Here is a 17,119-nt window from a genome sequence, read left to right as displayed (position 1 = left end):
CGTGTCATATGCGTTTCGTGCGTGGTTCGTGCGCGTTTCGCGTGGCCCTTTCCTGGTCCTTTGATCATTCGCGTTCTGTCATGATCGTTGCCGATGATTCCCCCTGCAGCGTTTTATCGTTTGCCTGATCACGCGCGTTTCCGAGCTAGCCGATGCCGTTCTCCCTGCCGTCCTCGCTGTTTCGCCGTCGCGCCACTGCTGGCGCATCGTCCGACAATTCATCCGCCGACCATTCCCTTCGATGGGTCGTGTGGCTGGTCGTGCTGCTCGTTGTCCTGGCACTGCATTGGCTAGCCGGGCGATGGGTGGAGAGGAGCAGGAACGCATCGAATCCGGAGCCGGCTGAACATGTCCCGGTGCAGGTCGAGTTGCTGACGCCCAAGCCGATAGCTCAAGCGCCGAGGCCTGTCGCGCCACCTCCGCCCGCTCCCAAGCCCAAGCCGGTGCCGCAAGCCCAACCCACGCACGCCATCACGACCGCGCAAACTGAACAGGCGGCTCAAGCGGCACAGGCGGCACAGGCAGCTCAAGCAGCTGAAGCAGCTCAAGCAGCTCAAGCAGCCCAAGCCGAGCAAGCAGCCCAAGCCCAAGCAGCAACCCAAGCTGCCGCGAAAGCAGCAACCCAAGCTGCCGCGAAAGCAGCAAGCGACGCTGCGGCCTCTCAAGCAGCTGCCGCAGCCGCAAAAACCGGCGATAAATTCAGCGTCCCGCCCACGGGCGAACTTCGTTACGACACGCGGATCAATGGCGTGATGAATCAGGTCGGCAATATCCACTGGCTCAACGACGGCCAGCACTACGAGATGGTGGTGTCGATCCCCTTGCCGTTCGTCGGACCGTATGTGTATTCGAGCAAGGGCCATATCGATGGTTTCGGCATTGCGCCCGAGCAATATTCGGAGCAGCGTGGCCGCCGCGCCGCCGACATCACCGTCTTCGATCGCACCACGAAGCAACTGGTCTACACCCGCACACCGAACAACCAGCCGCTCGCCGATGGTGCGCAAGACCGCTTCAGCGTTGTCATGCAGTTGTCGAGTCTGGTACGCGGCTCGCCCGACGCCTACAAGCCCGGCGTAGTGCGTCAATTCAGTGTCGCCGATAACGACAGCAACGAGATCTGGCCGATAGAAACCGTCGGCGATGAAAACGTGCAGACCGCTGACGGCAACTTGCAGGCTCGCCATTTCACCCGCCTGCCGCGGCGCGAAGGCGATCGCCGGCGTCTCGACATCTGGCTCGCGCCCGCGCTGGGCTGGCTGCCCGTGCGCATTCTGCAGACGGAGCCGAACGGCATGCAGATCGAAATGCTCTGGCGCGGCAAGCTGCAAGCGCCGTCCGGCACGCCGGGTCAATCCGGTGCGGGCACGCCGGATGCGACAGAAGATGCAACACCCGCTGCGCCCGGATCCGACAAACCCTGATATCTGCTCGATTTAACGCAGGCTTAAGTCAGGCGAGGTAAGCTGAATAGCGTAAAGAATCGACGAAAAACTCCGTTAAACAGGTAATGCCAGAACGTGTGCGGATATGTGGGGATGGTTCGATCCCGAACCGATGCTGCCTCTCAAAAGGGTCAATATGGAACTGTCGATCACGCGGCAAGTACGGGATGAAACGGTTGTAGGTGCATCGCTGGAACGTTTCGCCAAGACCGCCGAAGCGACCCGCGATTTCGACCTGAGGCGGCAATTGACATCGACTAAAACGCCCAAGAGGGTCATTGCCGCCGATGCAGATGAAAATGGTGGCGAATTCCACCAAGAATGCAAGATTCGCAATACTTGACGCGGCACATCTGTCCCTAGTAGAAGAAACACAGCGTTTCAGGGCACTTCTGGAAACATTTTTACGGGAGAATGTCTAACAAAGGTCCTCGATGGGCTTTCGGTCTCAACGTCGAGGCCACCCCTTGAATTCCAACCCAAACGCTCAATGTAAGACGCAGAAACGCCTTACGGGCAAACAGGAATAAGGAGTGTCGCCATGCAAATGATCTACAACAGCCCTAACTATTGTGTAGTCGAATTCCCGCCGCAGGACAACCATCTCGCTTTGAAAGCGGGCGGTTACGAGATCGTGGACAAGACCATGCAGCGCGAAATCTTCATCGACGGCGCACTCGCCGCGCGTTTTCGCGAGCATGTCCAGAAGTTGATGCAGGAAGAACAATCGTTGGAAGATGTGGACGAGTTTCTCGGTCAGTTCGACATCTTGATGAACCAGCCGGTGATCCTTCACTAAACGTTGTATCCCAGCTTGTAGCCTGGCCAAGCGGTAAGAACACTCAGCGACACCCCGAAACCCCGCCACGAAAGTGGCGGGGTTTTTTGTTCCTGGCGCTTGATTGCCCGTTGTTTTCGAAAGCGCCATCAGAAAGCGTTCGAACCCCACTACAGATACAATGTCAGGTTATTTCAGCCTGTTTGGAGCCATGTGAATCATGAATCCGTCCCTCGAAACTGTCGACCCGAAATCCGCCGCAGAGCGCCGCCCGTACACGCGCGGCGCCGTGTTGCCTGCCCTTTTGCAACAGCGCATTCTCATTCTCGACGGCGCGATGGGCACCATGATCCAGCGCTACAAACTCGACGAAGCGGCGTATCGTGGCGAACGTTTTGCCGACTATCCCCGCGATATCAAGGGCAATAACGAGTTGTTGTCCATCACGCAGCCGCATGTGATTCGTGAGATTCATGACCAGTATCTGGCTGCTGGCGCGGACATTCTCGAGACGAACACCTTCGGCGCGACGACCGTGGCGCAAGCCGATTACGGCATGGAATCGCTGGCGGTCGAAATGAACATGCAGTCGGCAAAGTTGGCGCGCGGGGCTTGCGACAAGTACTCGACGCCGGACAAGCCGCGCTTTGTCGCGGGCGCAATCGGACCGACGCCGAAGACCGCGAGCATCTCTCCGGACGTCAACGACCCGGCCGCGCGCAACGTGACCTTCGACGAACTTCGCCAGGCTTATTACGAGCAGGCGAAGGCGCTGATGGATGCGGGCTGCGATCTGTTCCTGGTTGAAACCATCTTCGACACCCTGAACGCAAAGGCCGCGTTATTCGCGCTCGATCAGCTGTTCGAGGACACGGGCGAACTGCTGCCGATCATGATCTCGGGCACCGTCACCGATGCTTCGGGCCGCATCCTCTCGGGGCAGACGGTCGAGGCGTTCTGGAACTCACTGCGTCATGCGCGGCCGTTGACGTTCGGCTTGAACTGCGCGTTGGGCGCGGCGCTGATGAGGCCATATATCGCCGAATTGTCGAAGCTCTGCGACACGTATGTCTCGTGCTATCCGAACGCGGGTTTGCCGAACCCGATGAGCGATACAGGCTTCGATGAAACGCCCGACGTCACCTCCAGCTTGCTGAAGGAGTTCGCGCAAGCGGGCTTGGTGAATCTGGCGGGCGGGTGCTGCGGGACAACGCCGGAACATATCGCGGAGATCGCGAAGGCACTGGCCGATGTGAAGCCAAGGAAGTGGCCGTCGCATTATCGTGAAGCAGAGGCCGAGACGGTTTAATTTGCTGTTTTCCGCGGGTTTCCTACTGGAACTGATCAATGGCCGCCGTCAAAAAACTGACGATCACCGGGTACAAATCGATACGCGAATTGCGTGACTTCGAGTTGCGCAATCTGAACGTGTTGATTGGGGCCAATGGCGCGGGGAAGTCGAACTTTGTTAGCTTCTTTCGGATGCTCGCGGAGATCGTTGGGAAAAGATTTCAGTTGTTTGTCGCGGTGCAGGGGGGGCCGGACGCGTTGCTGCATTTTTCGCGGCGGACGACTTCGGGAATTCACGCCGAGTTCTACGGCGAAGAGGACTCTTATTACTTCACGCTTGTACCGACCAACGACAATCGCCTGGTTTTCGAAGACGAGGGACTGTTTAACGGAGGCGACAACCAAAATGCAAATCATGAGGTTGTGGGTCTTGAGATTGTTGGCCGCGGAGAACATTTCTCTGAACCTCATGCCGAATCTCAATTCGAGAAGACTGGCGGCCGGTTCACGTCGTCCGTGCGTCTCGGCATGGATCGCTGGCGCGTCTATCATTTCCACGATACTGGTGAGAGCGCGAAGGTAAAGCAGCAACACGCCCCGTTCGACACGCTTCGCCTGCAAGTCGACGGCGGAAACCTAGCCGCCTATCTCGGTCTGCTGCGGACTTCGTATCCGGACCATTACCGAATGATCGTGGAGACCATCGGGCTCGTCGCCCCGTTCTTCGATGACTTCGTTCCTGCCCGCGAGGGAAGCAAACTGGTCCAATTGGAGTGGCTGGAAAAAGGAAAACCCGATGTGGTGTTCAACGCTCACGCGCTATCCGACGGTACGCTCCGCTTCATCTGCCTGAGCACGCTTTTGCTGCAACCGTGGGATTTGATGCCCGACACCATCCTGATCGACGAACCGGAACTTGGTTTGCATCCGTACGCCATCGTTATCCTCGCCGATCTGCTCAAGCGCGCGGCTGAGCGAAAGCAAGTAATCGTCTCCACGCAATCGGTGGAGTTGATGAACTTGATGGAGCCGGAAGATATCGTCGTCGTAGACCGGGAAGACGGCGCGTCGACGTTTCACCGCTTGGATGCTGAACGCCTCAAAGGTTGGCTCGAAGACTATTCGCTTGGCGAACTCTGGAATCAGAATGTGCTGGGCGGGAGGCCGTCGTAATGACCCGTTTGTTTATTATCGGCGAGGGTCCGACCGAAGAGGTTTTTGTAAAATCGGTGCTGGCACCCGTCCTGCGGTTATCCAACATTTTCGCCAAGCCTTTGCTCATGGAAACATCCCGTGGACCCTATGGCGGCGGGCTCAATCTCGATCGCACGAGACGCGCCGTCAGAAACGCGCTGCAGGAGCACAACGACGCGTACATAACTACGATGTTCGATCTCTATGCGCTCGATACGTCTTTTGCAGGTGTCATCGAGTCAGCCAGCTTGGCTCCATCAAAGCGTGCTGAGCACATCGAGCATCTGTTGCATCGGGACATTGTCGCGCGCGTTGGATGCCGTCCAGAGCGCTTCATCCCACACATCCAGCCGCACGAATTCGAGTCGTTGTTGTTCTCGGACATCGGCAAGCTTTGCGACGCGGAACCGGAGTGGGACAAGCATCGCACAGTACTTTCGAAGGTCCGCGCCGATGTCGCGAACCCGGAATGGATCAACGACTCTCCCCAGACGGCGCCGTCGAAGCGCCTCGAAATTCTCCGTCCTCGTTACAGAAAGACAACGCACGGCCCAGCGAGCGCGATAAGAATCACCCTCGATAAAATCCGCGAACAGTGCCCGCATTTCCGGCAGTGGTTTGAACGACTGCTGCAAATCGGCGCGCAGCCATTGGCCGCCCGACTCCCAGAATTCATAAGCTAAAGCCTCAGCCCATGACCGATCACACCATGCGCCTTTCCGGCCTCGAGCCGTTCAATGTCACCGACGGTTCGCTCTTCATCAACGTGGGCGAGCGGACCAACGTGACGGGATCGAAGGCGTTCTCACGCATGATCCTCAACAACCAGTTCGACGAAGCGCTGGCCGTCGCGCGCCAGCAGGTTGAGAACGGTGCGCAGATCATCGACATCAACATGGACGAGGCCATGCTCGATTCGAAAGCGGCCATGGTTCGCTTCCTGAACCTGATCGCGTCCGAACCGGACATCTCGCGCGTGCCGATCATGATCGACTCGTCGAAGTGGGAAGTGATCGAAGCGGGTCTGAAATGCGTGCAGGGCAAGGCGGTCGTGAACTCGATCTCCCTGAAGGAAGGCGAAGATGCTTTCCGCCATCACGCCACGCTGATCCGCCGCTATGGCGCAGCCGCAGTTGTGATGGCCTTCGATGAACAAGGCCAGGCCGACACCTACGAACGCAAGACGCAGATCTGCAAGCGCTCGTACGATTTCCTCGTAAATGAAGTCGACTTCCCGCCGGAAGACATCATCTTCGATCCGAACATCTTCGCGATCGCCACGGGCATTGAAGAGCACAACAACTACGCCGTCGATTTCATCAACGCCACGCGCTGGATCAAGGAAAACCTGCCGCACGCGAAGATCAGCGGCGGCGTGTCGAACGTGTCGTTCTCATTCCGCGGCAACGACCCGGTGCGTGAAGCCATCCACACCGTGTTCCTCTACCACGCGATTCAGGCGGGCATGGACATGGGGATCGTGAATGCGGGTCAGCTCGGCGTGTATCAGGATCTCGATCCCGAACTGCGCGAACGCGTGGAAGACGTGGTGCTGAATCGCCGCGAGGACGGTACGGATCGCCTGCTAGAAATCGCCGATAAATTCAAAACCGGCGCCGCGAAGAAAGAAGAGAACCTCGAGTGGCGCAACCAGGGCGTCGATCAACGCCTCGCCCACGCACTGGTTCACGGCATCACGAACTTCATCGTGGAAGACACCGAGGAAGTCCGGGCGCGCATTGAAGCCGAAGGCGGCCGCCCGATCAACGTGATCGAAGGGCCGTTGATGGACGGCATGAATATCGTCGGTGACCTGTTCGGCGCGGGCAAGATGTTCCTGCCGCAAGTGGTCAAGTCCGCGCGCGTGATGAAGCAGGCCGTTGCGCATCTGATTCCGTACATCGAGGAAGAAAAGAAGCGCATGGCCGATGCCGGCGAAGACGTCCGGCCAAAGGGCAAGATCGTGATTGCGACGGTCAAGGGTGACGTGCACGACATCGGCAAGAACATCGTTTCCGTCGTGCTCCAGTGCAACAACTTCGAAGTTGTCAACATGGGCGTGATGGTGCCCTGCGCGACCATCCTCGCGATGGCGAAGGAGCAAGGCGCGGACATCATCGGCTTGTCGGGTTTGATTACGCCGAGCCTCGAAGAGATGGCCTACGTCGCGTCGGAAATGCAGCGCGACGACTATTTCCGCGGCAAGCAAACGCCGCTGCTGATCGGCGGCGCAACGACCTCACGCGTGCATACGGCCGTGAAAATTGCCCCGCATTACGATGGTCCGGTGGTCTATGTGCCGGATGCATCGCGGTCGGTATCGGTGGCGTCGAGCCTGCTTTCGGACGACGGCGCGAAGAAATACCTCGAAGACCTCAAGACGGACTACGAACGCATTCGCACGCAGCACGCGAACCGCAAGGCGACACCGATGGTCACGTACGCCGAAGCACGCGCGAACAAAACGAAGCTCGACTGGGCGAGTTACGAGCCGAAGAAACCGACGTTTATCGGACGGCGCATCTTCAAGAACTACGATCTCGCGGAGTTGGCGAATTACATCGACTGGGCGCCGTTCTTCCAGACCTGGGATCTCGCCGGTCCGTATCCGGCCATTCTCAACGACAAGATCGTGGGTGAATCCGCACGACGCGTTTTCTCCGATGGCAAGTCGATGCTCTCGCGCATTATCCAGGGCCGCTGGCTGCAGGCGAACGGTGTGTTGATGCTGCTGCCGGCGAACACGGTGAACGACGACGACATCGAGATCTATACCGACGATACCCGCACGCAAGTCGCCATGACATGGCGCAATCTGCGCCAGCAAACCGTGCGTCCTATCGTGGATGGCGTGCAGCGTTCCAACCGCTCGCTGGCAGATTTCATCGCGCCGAAGGACTCGGGCGTGGCGGATTACATCGGCATGTTCGCGGTGACGGCGGGGCTGGGCGTAGAGAAAAAAGAAAAGCAGTTCGAAGCCGATAACGACGACTACAGCGCGATCATGCTGAAGGCACTGGCCGATCGTTTCGCTGAAGCCTTCGCCGAGGCGCTGCATGCACGGGTGCGTCGCGAACTGTGGGGTTACGCGGCCGGCGAAACACTCGACAACGCCGCGATGATCGAAGAAAAGTACCGCGGTATTCGTCCGGCGCCGGGTTATCCGGCGTGCCCGGATCACCTGGTGAAGCAGGACATGTTCGACGTGCTGCAAGCGAACGAAATTGGCATGACGGTGACCGAGTCGCTGGCCATGTTGCCGGCGGCGAGCGTGTCGGGTTTTTACATCGCGCATCCGGAAAGCACGTACTTTTCGGTGGGCAAGATCGCGGACGATCAGGTGGATAGCTTCGCGCAACGCATGGCGATTTCGAAGAACGACGCCGAACGCGCACTTGCGCCCTTACTCTAGGCAAAAATCGGGCGCAGACAAATACTGGGAATCACAAAGACGCAATATTGGCGAAGTCTATTACGGTTATTTTGACTTTCCTTACACTCGAAGGGGTGCAAAAGGCCGTCATGGCGGCGGTCGCGCATTCCTTCAATTCGTCACGGAGAAAGTCGAACATGAACAAGCTGACGCCTGTCCTCGCCGTTGCTATTGCTGTGCTGTTCACGTCGGGAAGCCCGGCTGCCTTCGCGCAGGGCAACGCCAAGCCGGGTACGGGCGCAAGCTCGAGCACCGCGTCGAGTTATTCGCCGCCTGTCGTCGAGCACAAGAAAAAACCCCGCAAACCGCGTGCGAAAAAAGGCGCGAGCGCACCGGCAGCTGGAGCCGGCCAATAAAACGCTATAGCTTCGCATTCATCTGAATAAAAAAACCCGCATCGGCGACGAGGCGGGTTTTTTAATACTGACTCACTGGTTCGCGTCAGGCTCGGCCAGAGAACCCGCGGCTCACACGCCCCACAAGATGTCGCCGTCTGCCTGATGGGCTAAGCGCATCATGTCGAGGAAGGGGTATGCGCGCTGCGCCAGACCGACGGGAATCTCGTGCGGTTCGTGGCCGGGCTCGCCTTCGTGGAAGTGGCCGTCATGTTCCGCGCGTTCCTGTTTGTCCGTGGCAACCGCCGACTCCAGCTTATGGATGCAATCAGGCAGCTCTTCATGCGTAATGACGCCGCGCTCGCCAAGCCGCTTGCCGATGATGCCAAGCAGGTAATCAGCAAGGTTGTCGAGCATCTGAACGTCCGGTGCAGCTCTGGTTTTGAATGTGATCAGCATGGCAAGGTCCTCTCCTTATGTTGGCTTTTTGTGGCTAGTGAGCGACATGCGCCAAGCGTGGTAACAGCCCAGGCCGCTACATCACACGCCGGCGCATTGTTTTAATTCCTGACTTGTTTCCCCGACTAGACCCTGATTCGACATATTAGCACCTGCTAAAATCCCGATTTACCCGAGCAAATGTTGCGCCGGTTACAAAACCCCGGTTTTGGCTTTATGGCTGCAACCGGCTCCGGATATGCCTCCGGACGCGCATACACAGACGTGGGTTGCGTCTCGACCGAGTGTCCAAAGTCTTCGCCCGCTCCCGAGCGAGCGCAGTGGATTGAAACGAGGACGCGTCACGTCGGCGTTTGAAGCTCGATCGCACGTTTTTGCCGCGTTCTCAGCGAGCGCGTAGCTTGAGTCAAGCCAACAAATAAATAAGCAAACAATTACCGGATCTGGGAATCAGCATGCTGCCCGCACAAAAACATACACTCGAAACGCTGCTCGCCGACGCGGTCAAGCAAGTCGTACAGGCGTCGCAAGGCGCATCGGAAGCGAACTTTGTCGAACCGGTCATCGTGCTCGAGCGCCCGAAAGTCGCGGCGCACGGTGACGTGGCGTCGAACGTGGCCATGCAGCTCGCCAAGCCGCTGCGGGCCAATCCGCGCCAGCTGGCGCAGCAGATTGTCGATGCCGTGCTCGCACTGCCGGCCGCTCAGGGCTTGGTCGATGCGGCCGAAGTCGCCGGTCCGGGCTTCATCAACTTGCGGCTCGCCGCAGCGGCGAAACAGGCCGTGGTGCCTGCGGCTATCGTGGAAGGCGCGCGCTACGGCTACAACGCCCGAGACGAAGGCAAACGCGTACTGATCGAATTTGTTTCGGCCAACCCGACCGGGCCGCTGCATGTCGGCCATGGCCGGCAGGCCACGCTCGGCGACGCATTGGCGAACCTGCTCGGCACGCAAGGCAACGCGGTGCATCGCGAGTTCTACTACAACGACGCCGGCGTGCAGATCGGCAATCTCGCCACATCCACGCAATTGCGCGCTCGTGGTTTCAATCCAGACGACAAGGAATGGCCGGAAAACGCGTACAACGGCGAGTACATCGCGGATATCGCACGCGACTATCTGGCCGGCGCGACGGTCGCGGCCAAGGATGGCGCGCCGGTGAAGGCGAAGGGCGATGTGGACGATATCGACGCTATTCGCGTCTTTGCCGTCGCGTACCTGCGCCACGAACAGGATCTGGACCTGACCGCGTTCGGCGTGGACTTCGACCAGTTCTACCTGGAGTCGTCGCTGTATAACGAAGGCCGTGTGCAAGCCACCGTGGACTCGCTGATCGCCGCCGGCATGACCTACGAGCAAGACGGCGCACTCTGGCTGCGCACGACCGACGACGGCGACGACAAGGACCGCGTCATGCGCAAGTCCGACGGCACGTACACGTATTTCGTGCCGGACGTCGCGTACCACGTGGCGAAGTGGCAGCGCGGCTTCACCAAGGTCATCAACGTGCAGGGCTCGGACCATCACGGCACCATCGCGCGTGTGCGGGCAGGGCTGCAGGGGCTTGGCATCGGCATTCCGAAGGGCTACCCCGACTACGTGCTGCACAAGATGGTCACGGTCATGCGCAACGGCGTGGAAGTGAAGATCTCGAAGCGCGCGGGCAGCTATGTGACGGTGCGCGACCTGATCGAATGGTCGGGCGGCATGACGCCGGGCGAGGAAGTCGCGCCCGATCAGATCGATGAAGACACCATTCGCCGCGGCCGCGATGCCGTGCGTTTCTTCCTGATCTCGCGCAAGGCCGACACGGAATTCGTCTTCGATATCGATCTGGCGCTCAAGCAAAGCGACGAGAACCCGGTGTATTACGTGCAATACGCGCACGCGCGGATCTGCACGATCCTCGGCGACTGGAAGACGAAATACGCCGGCAATGCAGAGACGCTGCCGAACGTCGATCTGTCGCCGCTGTCGAGCGAACGCGCGATGGCGTTGCTCAACAAGCTCGCCGAGTATCCTGACATGCTCTCGCACGCAGCGGACGAACTCGCGCCGCACGCGGTCGCGTTCTACCTGCGTGACCTCGCGGGCGAATTCCACTCGTTCTACAATGCGGAGCGCGTGCTGGTGGAGGAAGACGGCGTACGCAACGCGCGCATTGCATTGCTTGCCGCTACGCGGCAGGTGCTCGAGAACGGCCTCGCGCTGATCGGCGTGTCCGCCCCCGTCAAGATGTGATTCCCATGCCGGGCACTTCTGCCGCACCGGGCGTGTCATATGCCCGGCGCGGGTACGAAGTGTGAAAACGGCGAACGACGGGTGTATGACTTAACGCAATACCGCGCAACACAACATCGCGCAACGCCAAACCGCGCCTAAGGCCGCCGTTATAATCGACGGCCATTCAGAAGACTTTTTGCAGGTTATTCATACGATGGCAAAACCACGCAGCACGTCGAAGCAGTCGAAGCAAACTGGGGGCACTTTTCTCGGTATCGTGCTGGGCTTGATTGTCGGCCTTGCAATTGCAGTCATCGTGGCGCTGTACATCACGCGCGCGCCCACGCCGTTCGTCGCGAAGGTCGCGCCGGCTCCAGCCGACGCGGTCTCCGCGCCCGCCACGGGACAGCCGTATGACCCGAACCGGCCGCTCCAGGGCAAGACGCCCGGCCAGGCCGTGCCGCAAGCCGCGCAGCCCGCACCGCCGAATACCGCGCCCGGGCAGACGAACAACCAGACGCAGTCGTCGGGCGTGCAGGACGAGCCGGAGATCCTGGAAGTGCCGCCGTCGGCCGCGAACGGTACGGCCGTCGCGCCGAAGCCGGCCACCGTGCCGCCGGTTGCGAACGCGCCGGGCGGCTCGTCGAGCGCCACGCCGGCGAAGAAGCCGGCTGAGGCGCAGGCTTCATCGACGGCCAAGGTCACGCCGCCCGCGCCCGGCGACGCGAACACGGGCTATTTCCTGCAGGTTGGCGCGTACAAGACCCAGGCCGATGCAGAGCAGCAGCGCGCACGGCTCGGTTTCCAGGGTTTCGAGTCGAAGGTCACGCAACGCGATGCCGGCAACGTCACGTATTTCCGCGTGCGGATTGGACCGTTCACGAAGTTCGAGGACATGAACAACGTGCGCCAGCGGCTTTCCGATGCAGGCGTGGACACTGCGGTCATCCGCTTCTCCAAGCAGTGAACGCGCAGTAGACCCCGCAGCCCGCGCGGCCTTTCGACCAAGGCTGGCGCGGGTTGATAGCATGAGCGCCGAGCGCCACTGAGCTGTGGCCGACAGCGGCGTGGGCTATCAAGGCATGGCCGTAGCAGCGGTCCAGCCAAGCAGGTTTAAGCCTCCTTTAAGCGTCGTGTGTTCCCCTTTCGCGTCTCCACGCCCTTTCTCGGTCATTATGAAAAAATTCTTCAGCGCCCTCGCTCTGTCCCTCGGCCTCGCAGCCGGTACCCTGAGCGCCATGAATGCGGCGCACGCATCGCCGGCAGCGCCCGTTGCGGGCACCGACTACACGGTGCTGCAAGCTGCGCAGCCGGTGGACGCGCAGGGCAAGATCGAAGTGATCGAGTTCATGTGGTATGGCTGCCCGCACTGCAACGAATTCGACCCGTATCTGGAAGCATGGATCAAGAAGCAAGGTCCTGATGTCGTCTTCAAGCGCGTGCCGGTTGCGTTCCGCGATGACTTCATCCCGCATTCGAAGATGTATCACGCACTCGACGCACTCGGCCTCGCAGACAAGCTCACGCCCGCGGTGTTCAACGAGATCCACGTGAAGAAGAACTATCTGCTGACGCCGGAAGCGCAGGCTACGTTCCTCGCCACGCAAGGTGTCGACAAGAAGAAGTACATGGACGCGTACAACTCCTTCTCGACGCAAAGCGACCTGCAACGCGATACCAAGCTGATGCAGGATTACAAGATCGACGGCGTGCCGACGCTCGCCGTGCAGGGCAAGTACGAGACGGGTCCCGCGACCACGAACAGCCTGCCGGGCACGATTCAGGTCCTGGATTTCCTGGTTGGCCAGGTTCGCGCGAAGAAGATGTAACGGCGTGAGCGCCGCTATGAAGGACACGCCGGGCAATGGCGTCGCGCCAGCCCGGCTGAGAGTTTTCATCACCGGCGCATCCAGCGGCATTGGCCTCGCGCTCGCCGAGGAATATCTCCGGCGCGGTGCGGTGCTTGGCCTCGTTGCCCGTCGTGGCGACACCCTCGCGGCATTCGCCGCACGCTTTCCCTCCCATTCCATCTCGATCTATCCCGCCGACGTCCGCGACGCCGGCGCGCTTGGTCACGCCGCGGCGCAATTCTGCGCGCAGCATGGGGGCGCCGACGTGGTGATCGCCAACGCCGGTGTCAGCCGCGGCGCGCTGACGGGTCATGGCGACCTCGATACGTTTCGCGACGTGATGGATATCAACTACTTCGGGATGATCGCGACGTTTGAGCCGTTTGTCGCCCGCATGGTCGCGGAGCGGCGCGGAACACTGGTTGGCATCGCAAGCGTGGCGGGCATTCGCGGCTTGCCGGGTTCGGGCGCGTACAGCGCGTCGAAATCGGCGGCGCTGAAGTATCTCGAAGCGTTGCGGGTGGAGATGCGGCCGAAGGGGGTATCGGTAGTGACCATTGCGCCGGGTTATATCCGCACCGCGATGACCGAGCACAATCCGTATCCGATGCCCTTCCTGATGGACGCAAATGTATTCGCCGCCAAAAGCGCCGATGCGATCGCGAGGAAAGTCCGGTTTGCAACGTTTCCCTGGCAGATGCGTGTAGCCGGTTCGCTGCTGCACGTGGTGCCGCGCTGGCTGTATGACCGCTTGATGGAGAAGGCGCCGAGGAAACCGCGCGCGGGGGAATGATCGTTTAAAACTGTACGCGTGCAGAAGCAAAAAACGCCTCCACGAAAAACAAAGCCCGGCGCAAAACTCGCCGGGCTTTGTTGTTTTTCCTCGTCGCATTGAGGCTATCGAAGTGAACTCAATCGCGCTTAGAACGCGATGTACGGTGAATTTCCGTTGGAGTTAATACCGAAATAAACATTTCGGCCGAAGAAGAACGGCAAGCCGAAGTCGAACAGCGTCGGAAACGAGCCAATGCTGCCGGCCAATCCATTAAGCGCATAGTTCGTGCCGCTGGCAGCCAGCGTCTGCGCGTTCAGGACCGTGAAGTTCACCGTGCCCGTCGCTCCATTTAACCCGGTAACGGTCGCAGAAAGCGCTTGCGCACTCGCCGGACAGTAGAAGTCCGTAAACGTCGATGTACAGGCCGGTAATGAGCTGTCGGTGAAGAACAGGCCGTTCGAACCCGAATCCACAATGGTCGTCACCGAAGCGCCCTTATAGGTGCCGATCAAGTTGCCAAAATCCGTCGAGCGATACGACGTCACGCCAGTCAACGCATTGTTGCTCTGCGTGCCGATCCCGAACACCAACGTGCCTGTCGCAGAAGCCGCCGACGTCGCCACCGACGGCAATTGCACGATCACGCCGTTGTTGTCCACCGCGAACTTCGTCACCGGATTGACCACCTGCTGGGCAAGCGGCACGGCAATGGCCGAGCAGTTTGTCCCGCTCGGGCACGAATAGTAGTTGCTGGTCCCGGCGTTCGTACAGTCCACACCGCAATCGGTCGCCGCAACACCCACGCCGAGAATCCCGTTCGCGCCCAGTTGCCGCGAGGTGCTCTCGTTGCTGCCGTTGATACAGCCATTGAGCGGCACCGTGGAATCAGGCAGATCGCCCACGACCTGGATCGGAATGCTGCTCGCTGTTTCGCCACCGATCTTCACATCGGCGGTACGCACGGTGCCCCAGGTGAAGCCATCTGCGAATTGCGTGCATTCCGCCAGTTGACCATTGCTCGTCGACTGGGCCACCGGCAAGCTGCCCAAAATCTGCGTGGCAGCGTCGCTGGCCAGCCGCAAGCCGTACGAGCCGGTATCAAGCTGAATGTTGTTGATGGTCTGGCACGTGTTCGTGCCGGGCGCGCACACCGTCACCGATACGTTCGGGATATTGACGAAGTTTTGTGCACCGGGACCGACGGTGATAGGCACCGTGTTCGACGCTGTTGATGCGATCGGCGTGCTATTGCTGCCGCTACCGCTGCTACTGCTGCTGCTGACAGAACTGCTGCCTGAATCGCCGCCTCCGCCGCCGCAGGCAGCGAGTAACACCGACACGCTCAGCACGGCAAGCCACCGGAGCAGGCCCGAACGCGAGCTCGGATTGGACGAGGAAATCGTCGGACGCATAATAAAAGTCTCCGTCCGTTATTGGATGTCGCTGGGGCTGACGCCCGCGGGCAAGGACTGCGGCAGGTAGGCCTGCCCGGCGAATGCGCCCATATGGCCGCCGGAGCGAACCACCAGCGCACTGCCTGCCACGCTGACAGGTCCGCGGCCGCCGCCGTTGGCGCGCTGATTCTGGATACCTTGCACGTATTGAGGGAAATAGCTGCCGAGCAAGGTTGGCAGGTCGGGAATTCTTCGACCTTGCCACGCAATGCCAAACACCACGCCGTCCGTGCCGACGTACTCGTTCACCACCGTCCCGACGGCGAGCGTCGTTGTGCGCACGGTGTAAGAACTGGCCGTAGCACCCGCTGCTGAAGCAACCGCTGAAACCGCCGCATGCGACACGGCGTTGTTCACGGTGGCGCCGGCGGGCGGTGTCATTGGCGCGCCGCCAAGCACGGCATAAGCCGGGGATACAGCTAGCAAGCTTAATGTCAGCCCTGCTGCCAGGCTAGCGAGCGCCGTTGCGCGCCGCAAGCTAAATGAAATGATCGAAGTGTTCACTTCGGCTCCTTCGTTTCGATTATCTCAATATTCGCTATTTTGCCTTCTGCAACGTCCGCGCCACAAAAGTTAATAAGAATGCGCTGTCAGTATGCCAGTCGATTGAGTCGGAACCGGGAAAACAACGGCTCGTACACACGCGGATGGTCGCGCGCCGCTGAATACTTTCAGGGGGCTGACGCCGCAGGAAGCGACTCGACGCGTGCAAGCGCCAGCATCTGCGCATGCACCTGCGCAGCGCCAAGCCCGCGCGCGTCGAGCGTTCGTATTGTCAAAAACCGAGACTGGCGAGCAGATCGTCGACTTGAGTCTGGTCCTGGACTACGTCGGTGCGGCCTTCCGGATTGATCTGCGGGCCGTTCAGCAACGTATCCGACGAGCTCGCAGAGTTCGATGCGGCCGCCAGCGCCGCTGCCTGTGCCGCGAATTGTTCACGCCGCTCGGGCGCAATGTTCTCCAGCAGCACGCCGAGCAATTGCTGCTCTATCACGTACACCACGTCGGTAATCTTCTTGATCACCTGACCGGTCAGATCCTGGAAATCCTGAGCGAGCATGATTTCGAGTAACTGTGTATTGGTCGCGACCGTGTGCACCGGCACTTGTTGCAAAAAGCCCCGGGTGTCAGCCAGCAAGGTCTTCACTTCCGCTTTCTCGAGCGGTGCGCCATACCATTGCTCCCAGCGGGCATCCAGCGCCTGTGCGTCACGCTGCATATTCTCCTGCAGCGGCTTGGCCAGCTCGATGGCGTTCAGCGCGCGCTCGGCGGCTTGCTCCGTCATCGTGGCGACGTACTTCAGGCGGTCGCGCGCGTCCGGCACCATCTCGGCAGCGGCTTCCACTTGTTTGTCGAGGCCAAGTTCGCGCATGGAGTCGCGCAGGGTCCGCGTCAACTGCCCGATGCGCGCCAGGATGCGGTCGCTCGATGCATCGCCTTCGTCGACGTCGATAAGCGTGTCGTGGTTCGTCATTTCGTTCACGATCAGCTCCCGGCCTTAGCCATCTTTTCGAGAATCTTCTGCAGCTTCTCGTCGAGGGTCGCCGCCGTGAATGGCTTGACCACGTATCCGCTCGCGCCAGCCTGCGCCGCGGCGATGATGTTTTCCTTCTTCGATTCCGCCGTCACCATCAGCACGGGCAGATGGGACAGCGCGGCATCGCCGCGAATCTGCTTGAGCATTTCGAGGCCATCGAGGTTCGGCATGTTCCAGTCGGAAATGACGAACTCGAAACCGCCGCCGCGCAGGCGTGCAAGACCGGCCGCGCCGTCTTCGGCTTCATCGACGTTGGAGAAACCCAGCTCCTTCAGCAGGTTTCGCACAATCCGCCGCATCGTCGGAAAGTCATCGACGACCAAAATCTTCATGTTCTTGTCCACCAT

General features: G+C 60.1%; 17 protein-coding genes. 12 read left to right on the top strand and 5 right to left on the bottom strand.

What is annotated here, in order from left to right:
* Positions 1-152 precede the first annotated feature (152 nt).
* The 8 genes from FH08_RS0104185 to FH08_RS0104145 all read left to right on the top strand — a co-directional run bounded on the left by FH08_RS0104185 (position 153) and on the right by FH08_RS0104145 (position 8,496).
* On the top strand, positions 153-1,424 hold the full coding sequence (locus FH08_RS0104185) for a DUF3108 domain-containing protein (protein WP_081889348.1): 1,272 nt from the start codon (positions 153-155) through the stop codon (positions 1,422-1,424).
* Positions 1,425-1,581: 157 nt separating this feature from the next.
* The gene (locus FH08_RS0104180; protein ID WP_152602723.1) at positions 1,582-1,788 is read left to right on the top strand and encodes a hypothetical protein; all 207 of its coding nucleotides are present in this window, start codon (positions 1,582-1,584) and stop codon (positions 1,786-1,788) included.
* Positions 1,789-1,986: 198 nt separating this feature from the next.
* Positions 1,987-2,244: a DUF3567 domain-containing protein gene (locus FH08_RS0104175; RefSeq protein WP_031357114.1), complete on the top strand. Its 258-nt coding sequence runs from the start codon at positions 1,987-1,989 to the stop codon at positions 2,242-2,244.
* 199 nt (positions 2,245-2,443) lie between these two features.
* A complete protein-coding gene (locus FH08_RS0104170) occupies positions 2,444-3,532 on the top strand; it encodes a homocysteine S-methyltransferase family protein (protein WP_031357113.1) in 1,089 nt (362 codons plus the stop codon).
* Positions 3,533-3,570: 38 nt separating this feature from the next.
* Positions 3,571-4,686 (top strand): AAA family ATPase, encoded by a 1,116-nt coding sequence (locus tag FH08_RS0104165; RefSeq protein WP_031357112.1) that lies wholly within the window; start codon positions 3,571-3,573, stop codon positions 4,684-4,686.
* Positions 4,686-5,390: a DUF4276 family protein gene (locus FH08_RS0104160; protein ID WP_035565247.1), complete on the top strand. Its 705-nt coding sequence runs from the start codon at positions 4,686-4,688 to the stop codon at positions 5,388-5,390. Before FH08_RS0104165 ends, FH08_RS0104160 begins: the two co-directional genes overlap by 1 nt.
* An 11-nt stretch (positions 5,391-5,401) precedes the next feature.
* Positions 5,402-8,119, top strand: coding sequence for a methionine synthase (gene metH, locus FH08_RS0104155; RefSeq protein ID WP_075583284.1), 2,718 nt, complete (start codon positions 5,402-5,404; stop codon positions 8,117-8,119).
* Between the two features lie 158 nt (positions 8,120-8,277).
* Positions 8,278-8,496 (top strand): hypothetical protein, encoded by a 219-nt coding sequence (locus FH08_RS0104145; RefSeq protein WP_031357109.1) that lies wholly within the window; start codon positions 8,278-8,280, stop codon positions 8,494-8,496.
* Positions 8,497-8,607: 111 nt separating this feature from the next.
* Here FH08_RS0104145 and FH08_RS0104140 read toward each other — a convergent pair whose 3' ends face one another.
* Positions 8,608-8,934 (bottom strand): DUF1840 domain-containing protein, encoded by a 327-nt coding sequence (locus tag FH08_RS0104140; protein ID WP_035565243.1) that lies wholly within the window; start codon positions 8,932-8,934, stop codon positions 8,608-8,610.
* 455 nt (positions 8,935-9,389) lie between these two features.
* Between FH08_RS0104140 and argS the strand changes: the two genes are divergently transcribed.
* From argS to FH08_RS0104120, 4 genes are all read left to right on the top strand, one after another.
* Positions 9,390-11,174, top strand: a complete 1,785-nt coding sequence (gene argS, locus FH08_RS0104135; protein WP_031357107.1) for an arginine--tRNA ligase — start codon at positions 9,390-9,392, stop codon at positions 11,172-11,174.
* A gap of 196 nt (positions 11,175-11,370) precedes the next feature.
* Positions 11,371-12,123, top strand: a complete 753-nt coding sequence (locus tag FH08_RS0104130) for an SPOR domain-containing protein (RefSeq protein ID WP_031357106.1) — start codon at positions 11,371-11,373, stop codon at positions 12,121-12,123.
* Between the two features lie 208 nt (positions 12,124-12,331).
* Entirely contained in the window at positions 12,332-12,985 is a 654-nt protein-coding gene (locus FH08_RS0104125; RefSeq protein ID WP_031357105.1) for a thiol:disulfide interchange protein DsbA/DsbL, read from the top strand.
* A 16-nt stretch (positions 12,986-13,001) separates the two neighbouring features.
* Positions 13,002-13,799 (top strand): SDR family oxidoreductase, encoded by a 798-nt coding sequence (locus tag FH08_RS0104120; protein WP_031357104.1) that lies wholly within the window; start codon positions 13,002-13,004, stop codon positions 13,797-13,799.
* 128 nt (positions 13,800-13,927) lie between these two features.
* On the opposite strand, the gene FH08_RS0104115 is transcribed toward FH08_RS0104120, so the two are convergent.
* The 4 genes from FH08_RS0104115 to cheY all read right to left on the bottom strand — a co-directional run bounded on the left by FH08_RS0104115 (position 13,928) and on the right by cheY (position 17,116).
* The gene (locus FH08_RS0104115) at positions 13,928-15,193 is read right to left on the bottom strand and encodes a DUF3443 domain-containing protein (protein ID WP_051887719.1); all 1,266 of its coding nucleotides are present in this window, start codon (positions 15,191-15,193) and stop codon (positions 13,928-13,930) included.
* Between the two features lie 18 nt (positions 15,194-15,211).
* Positions 15,212-15,739, bottom strand: coding sequence for a DUF2844 domain-containing protein (locus FH08_RS0104110; protein ID WP_235210279.1), 528 nt, complete (start codon positions 15,737-15,739; stop codon positions 15,212-15,214).
* Positions 15,740-16,010: 271 nt separating this feature from the next.
* Positions 16,011-16,709 carry a protein phosphatase CheZ gene (gene cheZ / locus FH08_RS0104105; protein ID WP_035565282.1) on the bottom strand — a complete coding sequence of 233 codons (699 nt, stop codon included), beginning with the start codon at positions 16,707-16,709 and terminating at the stop codon, positions 16,011-16,013.
* An 11-nt stretch (positions 16,710-16,720) separates the two neighbouring features.
* Positions 16,721-17,116: a chemotaxis response regulator CheY gene (gene cheY / locus FH08_RS0104100; RefSeq protein WP_031357100.1), complete on the bottom strand. Its 396-nt coding sequence runs from the start codon at positions 17,114-17,116 to the stop codon at positions 16,721-16,723.
* Between the last annotated feature and the right edge of the window lie 3 nt (positions 17,117-17,119).

Source organism: Caballeronia sordidicola, assembly GCF_000729995.1.
Taxonomy (GTDB): Bacteria; Pseudomonadota; Gammaproteobacteria; order Burkholderiales; family Burkholderiaceae; genus Caballeronia; species Caballeronia sordidicola_A.
The sequence above is the reverse complement of the archived record's forward strand: the minus strand, read 5'-3'. Positions and strand labels throughout refer to the sequence as shown.

Coding starts and splice junctions, on each gene's coding strand:
- FH08_RS0104185 (WP_081889348.1), top strand. CDS start 153: ATGCCGTTCTCCCTGCCGTCCTCGCTGTTTCGCCGTCGCGCCACTGCT.
- FH08_RS0104180 (WP_152602723.1), top strand. CDS start 1,582: ATGGAACTGTCGATCACGCGGCAAGTACGGGATGAAACGGTTGTAGGT.
- FH08_RS0104175 (WP_031357114.1), top strand. CDS start 1,987: ATGCAAATGATCTACAACAGCCCTAACTATTGTGTAGTCGAATTCCCG.
- FH08_RS0104170 (WP_031357113.1), top strand. CDS start 2,444: ATGAATCCGTCCCTCGAAACTGTCGACCCGAAATCCGCCGCAGAGCGC.
- FH08_RS0104165 (WP_031357112.1), top strand. CDS start 3,571: ATGGCCGCCGTCAAAAAACTGACGATCACCGGGTACAAATCGATACGC.
- FH08_RS0104160 (WP_035565247.1), top strand. CDS start 4,686: ATGACCCGTTTGTTTATTATCGGCGAGGGTCCGACCGAAGAGGTTTTT.
- metH (WP_075583284.1), top strand. CDS start 5,402: ATGACCGATCACACCATGCGCCTTTCCGGCCTCGAGCCGTTCAATGTC.
- FH08_RS0104145 (WP_031357109.1), top strand. CDS start 8,278: ATGAACAAGCTGACGCCTGTCCTCGCCGTTGCTATTGCTGTGCTGTTC.
- FH08_RS0104140 (WP_035565243.1), bottom strand. CDS start 8,934: ATGCTGATCACATTCAAAACCAGAGCTGCACCGGACGTTCAGATGCTC.
- argS (WP_031357107.1), top strand. CDS start 9,390: ATGCTGCCCGCACAAAAACATACACTCGAAACGCTGCTCGCCGACGCG.
- FH08_RS0104130 (WP_031357106.1), top strand. CDS start 11,371: ATGGCAAAACCACGCAGCACGTCGAAGCAGTCGAAGCAAACTGGGGGC.
- FH08_RS0104125 (WP_031357105.1), top strand. CDS start 12,332: ATGAAAAAATTCTTCAGCGCCCTCGCTCTGTCCCTCGGCCTCGCAGCC.
- FH08_RS0104120 (WP_031357104.1), top strand. CDS start 13,002: ATGAAGGACACGCCGGGCAATGGCGTCGCGCCAGCCCGGCTGAGAGTT.
- FH08_RS0104115 (WP_051887719.1), bottom strand. CDS start 15,193: ATGCGTCCGACGATTTCCTCGTCCAATCCGAGCTCGCGTTCGGGCCTG.
- cheZ (WP_035565282.1), bottom strand. CDS start 16,709: ATGACGAACCACGACACGCTTATCGACGTCGACGAAGGCGATGCATCG.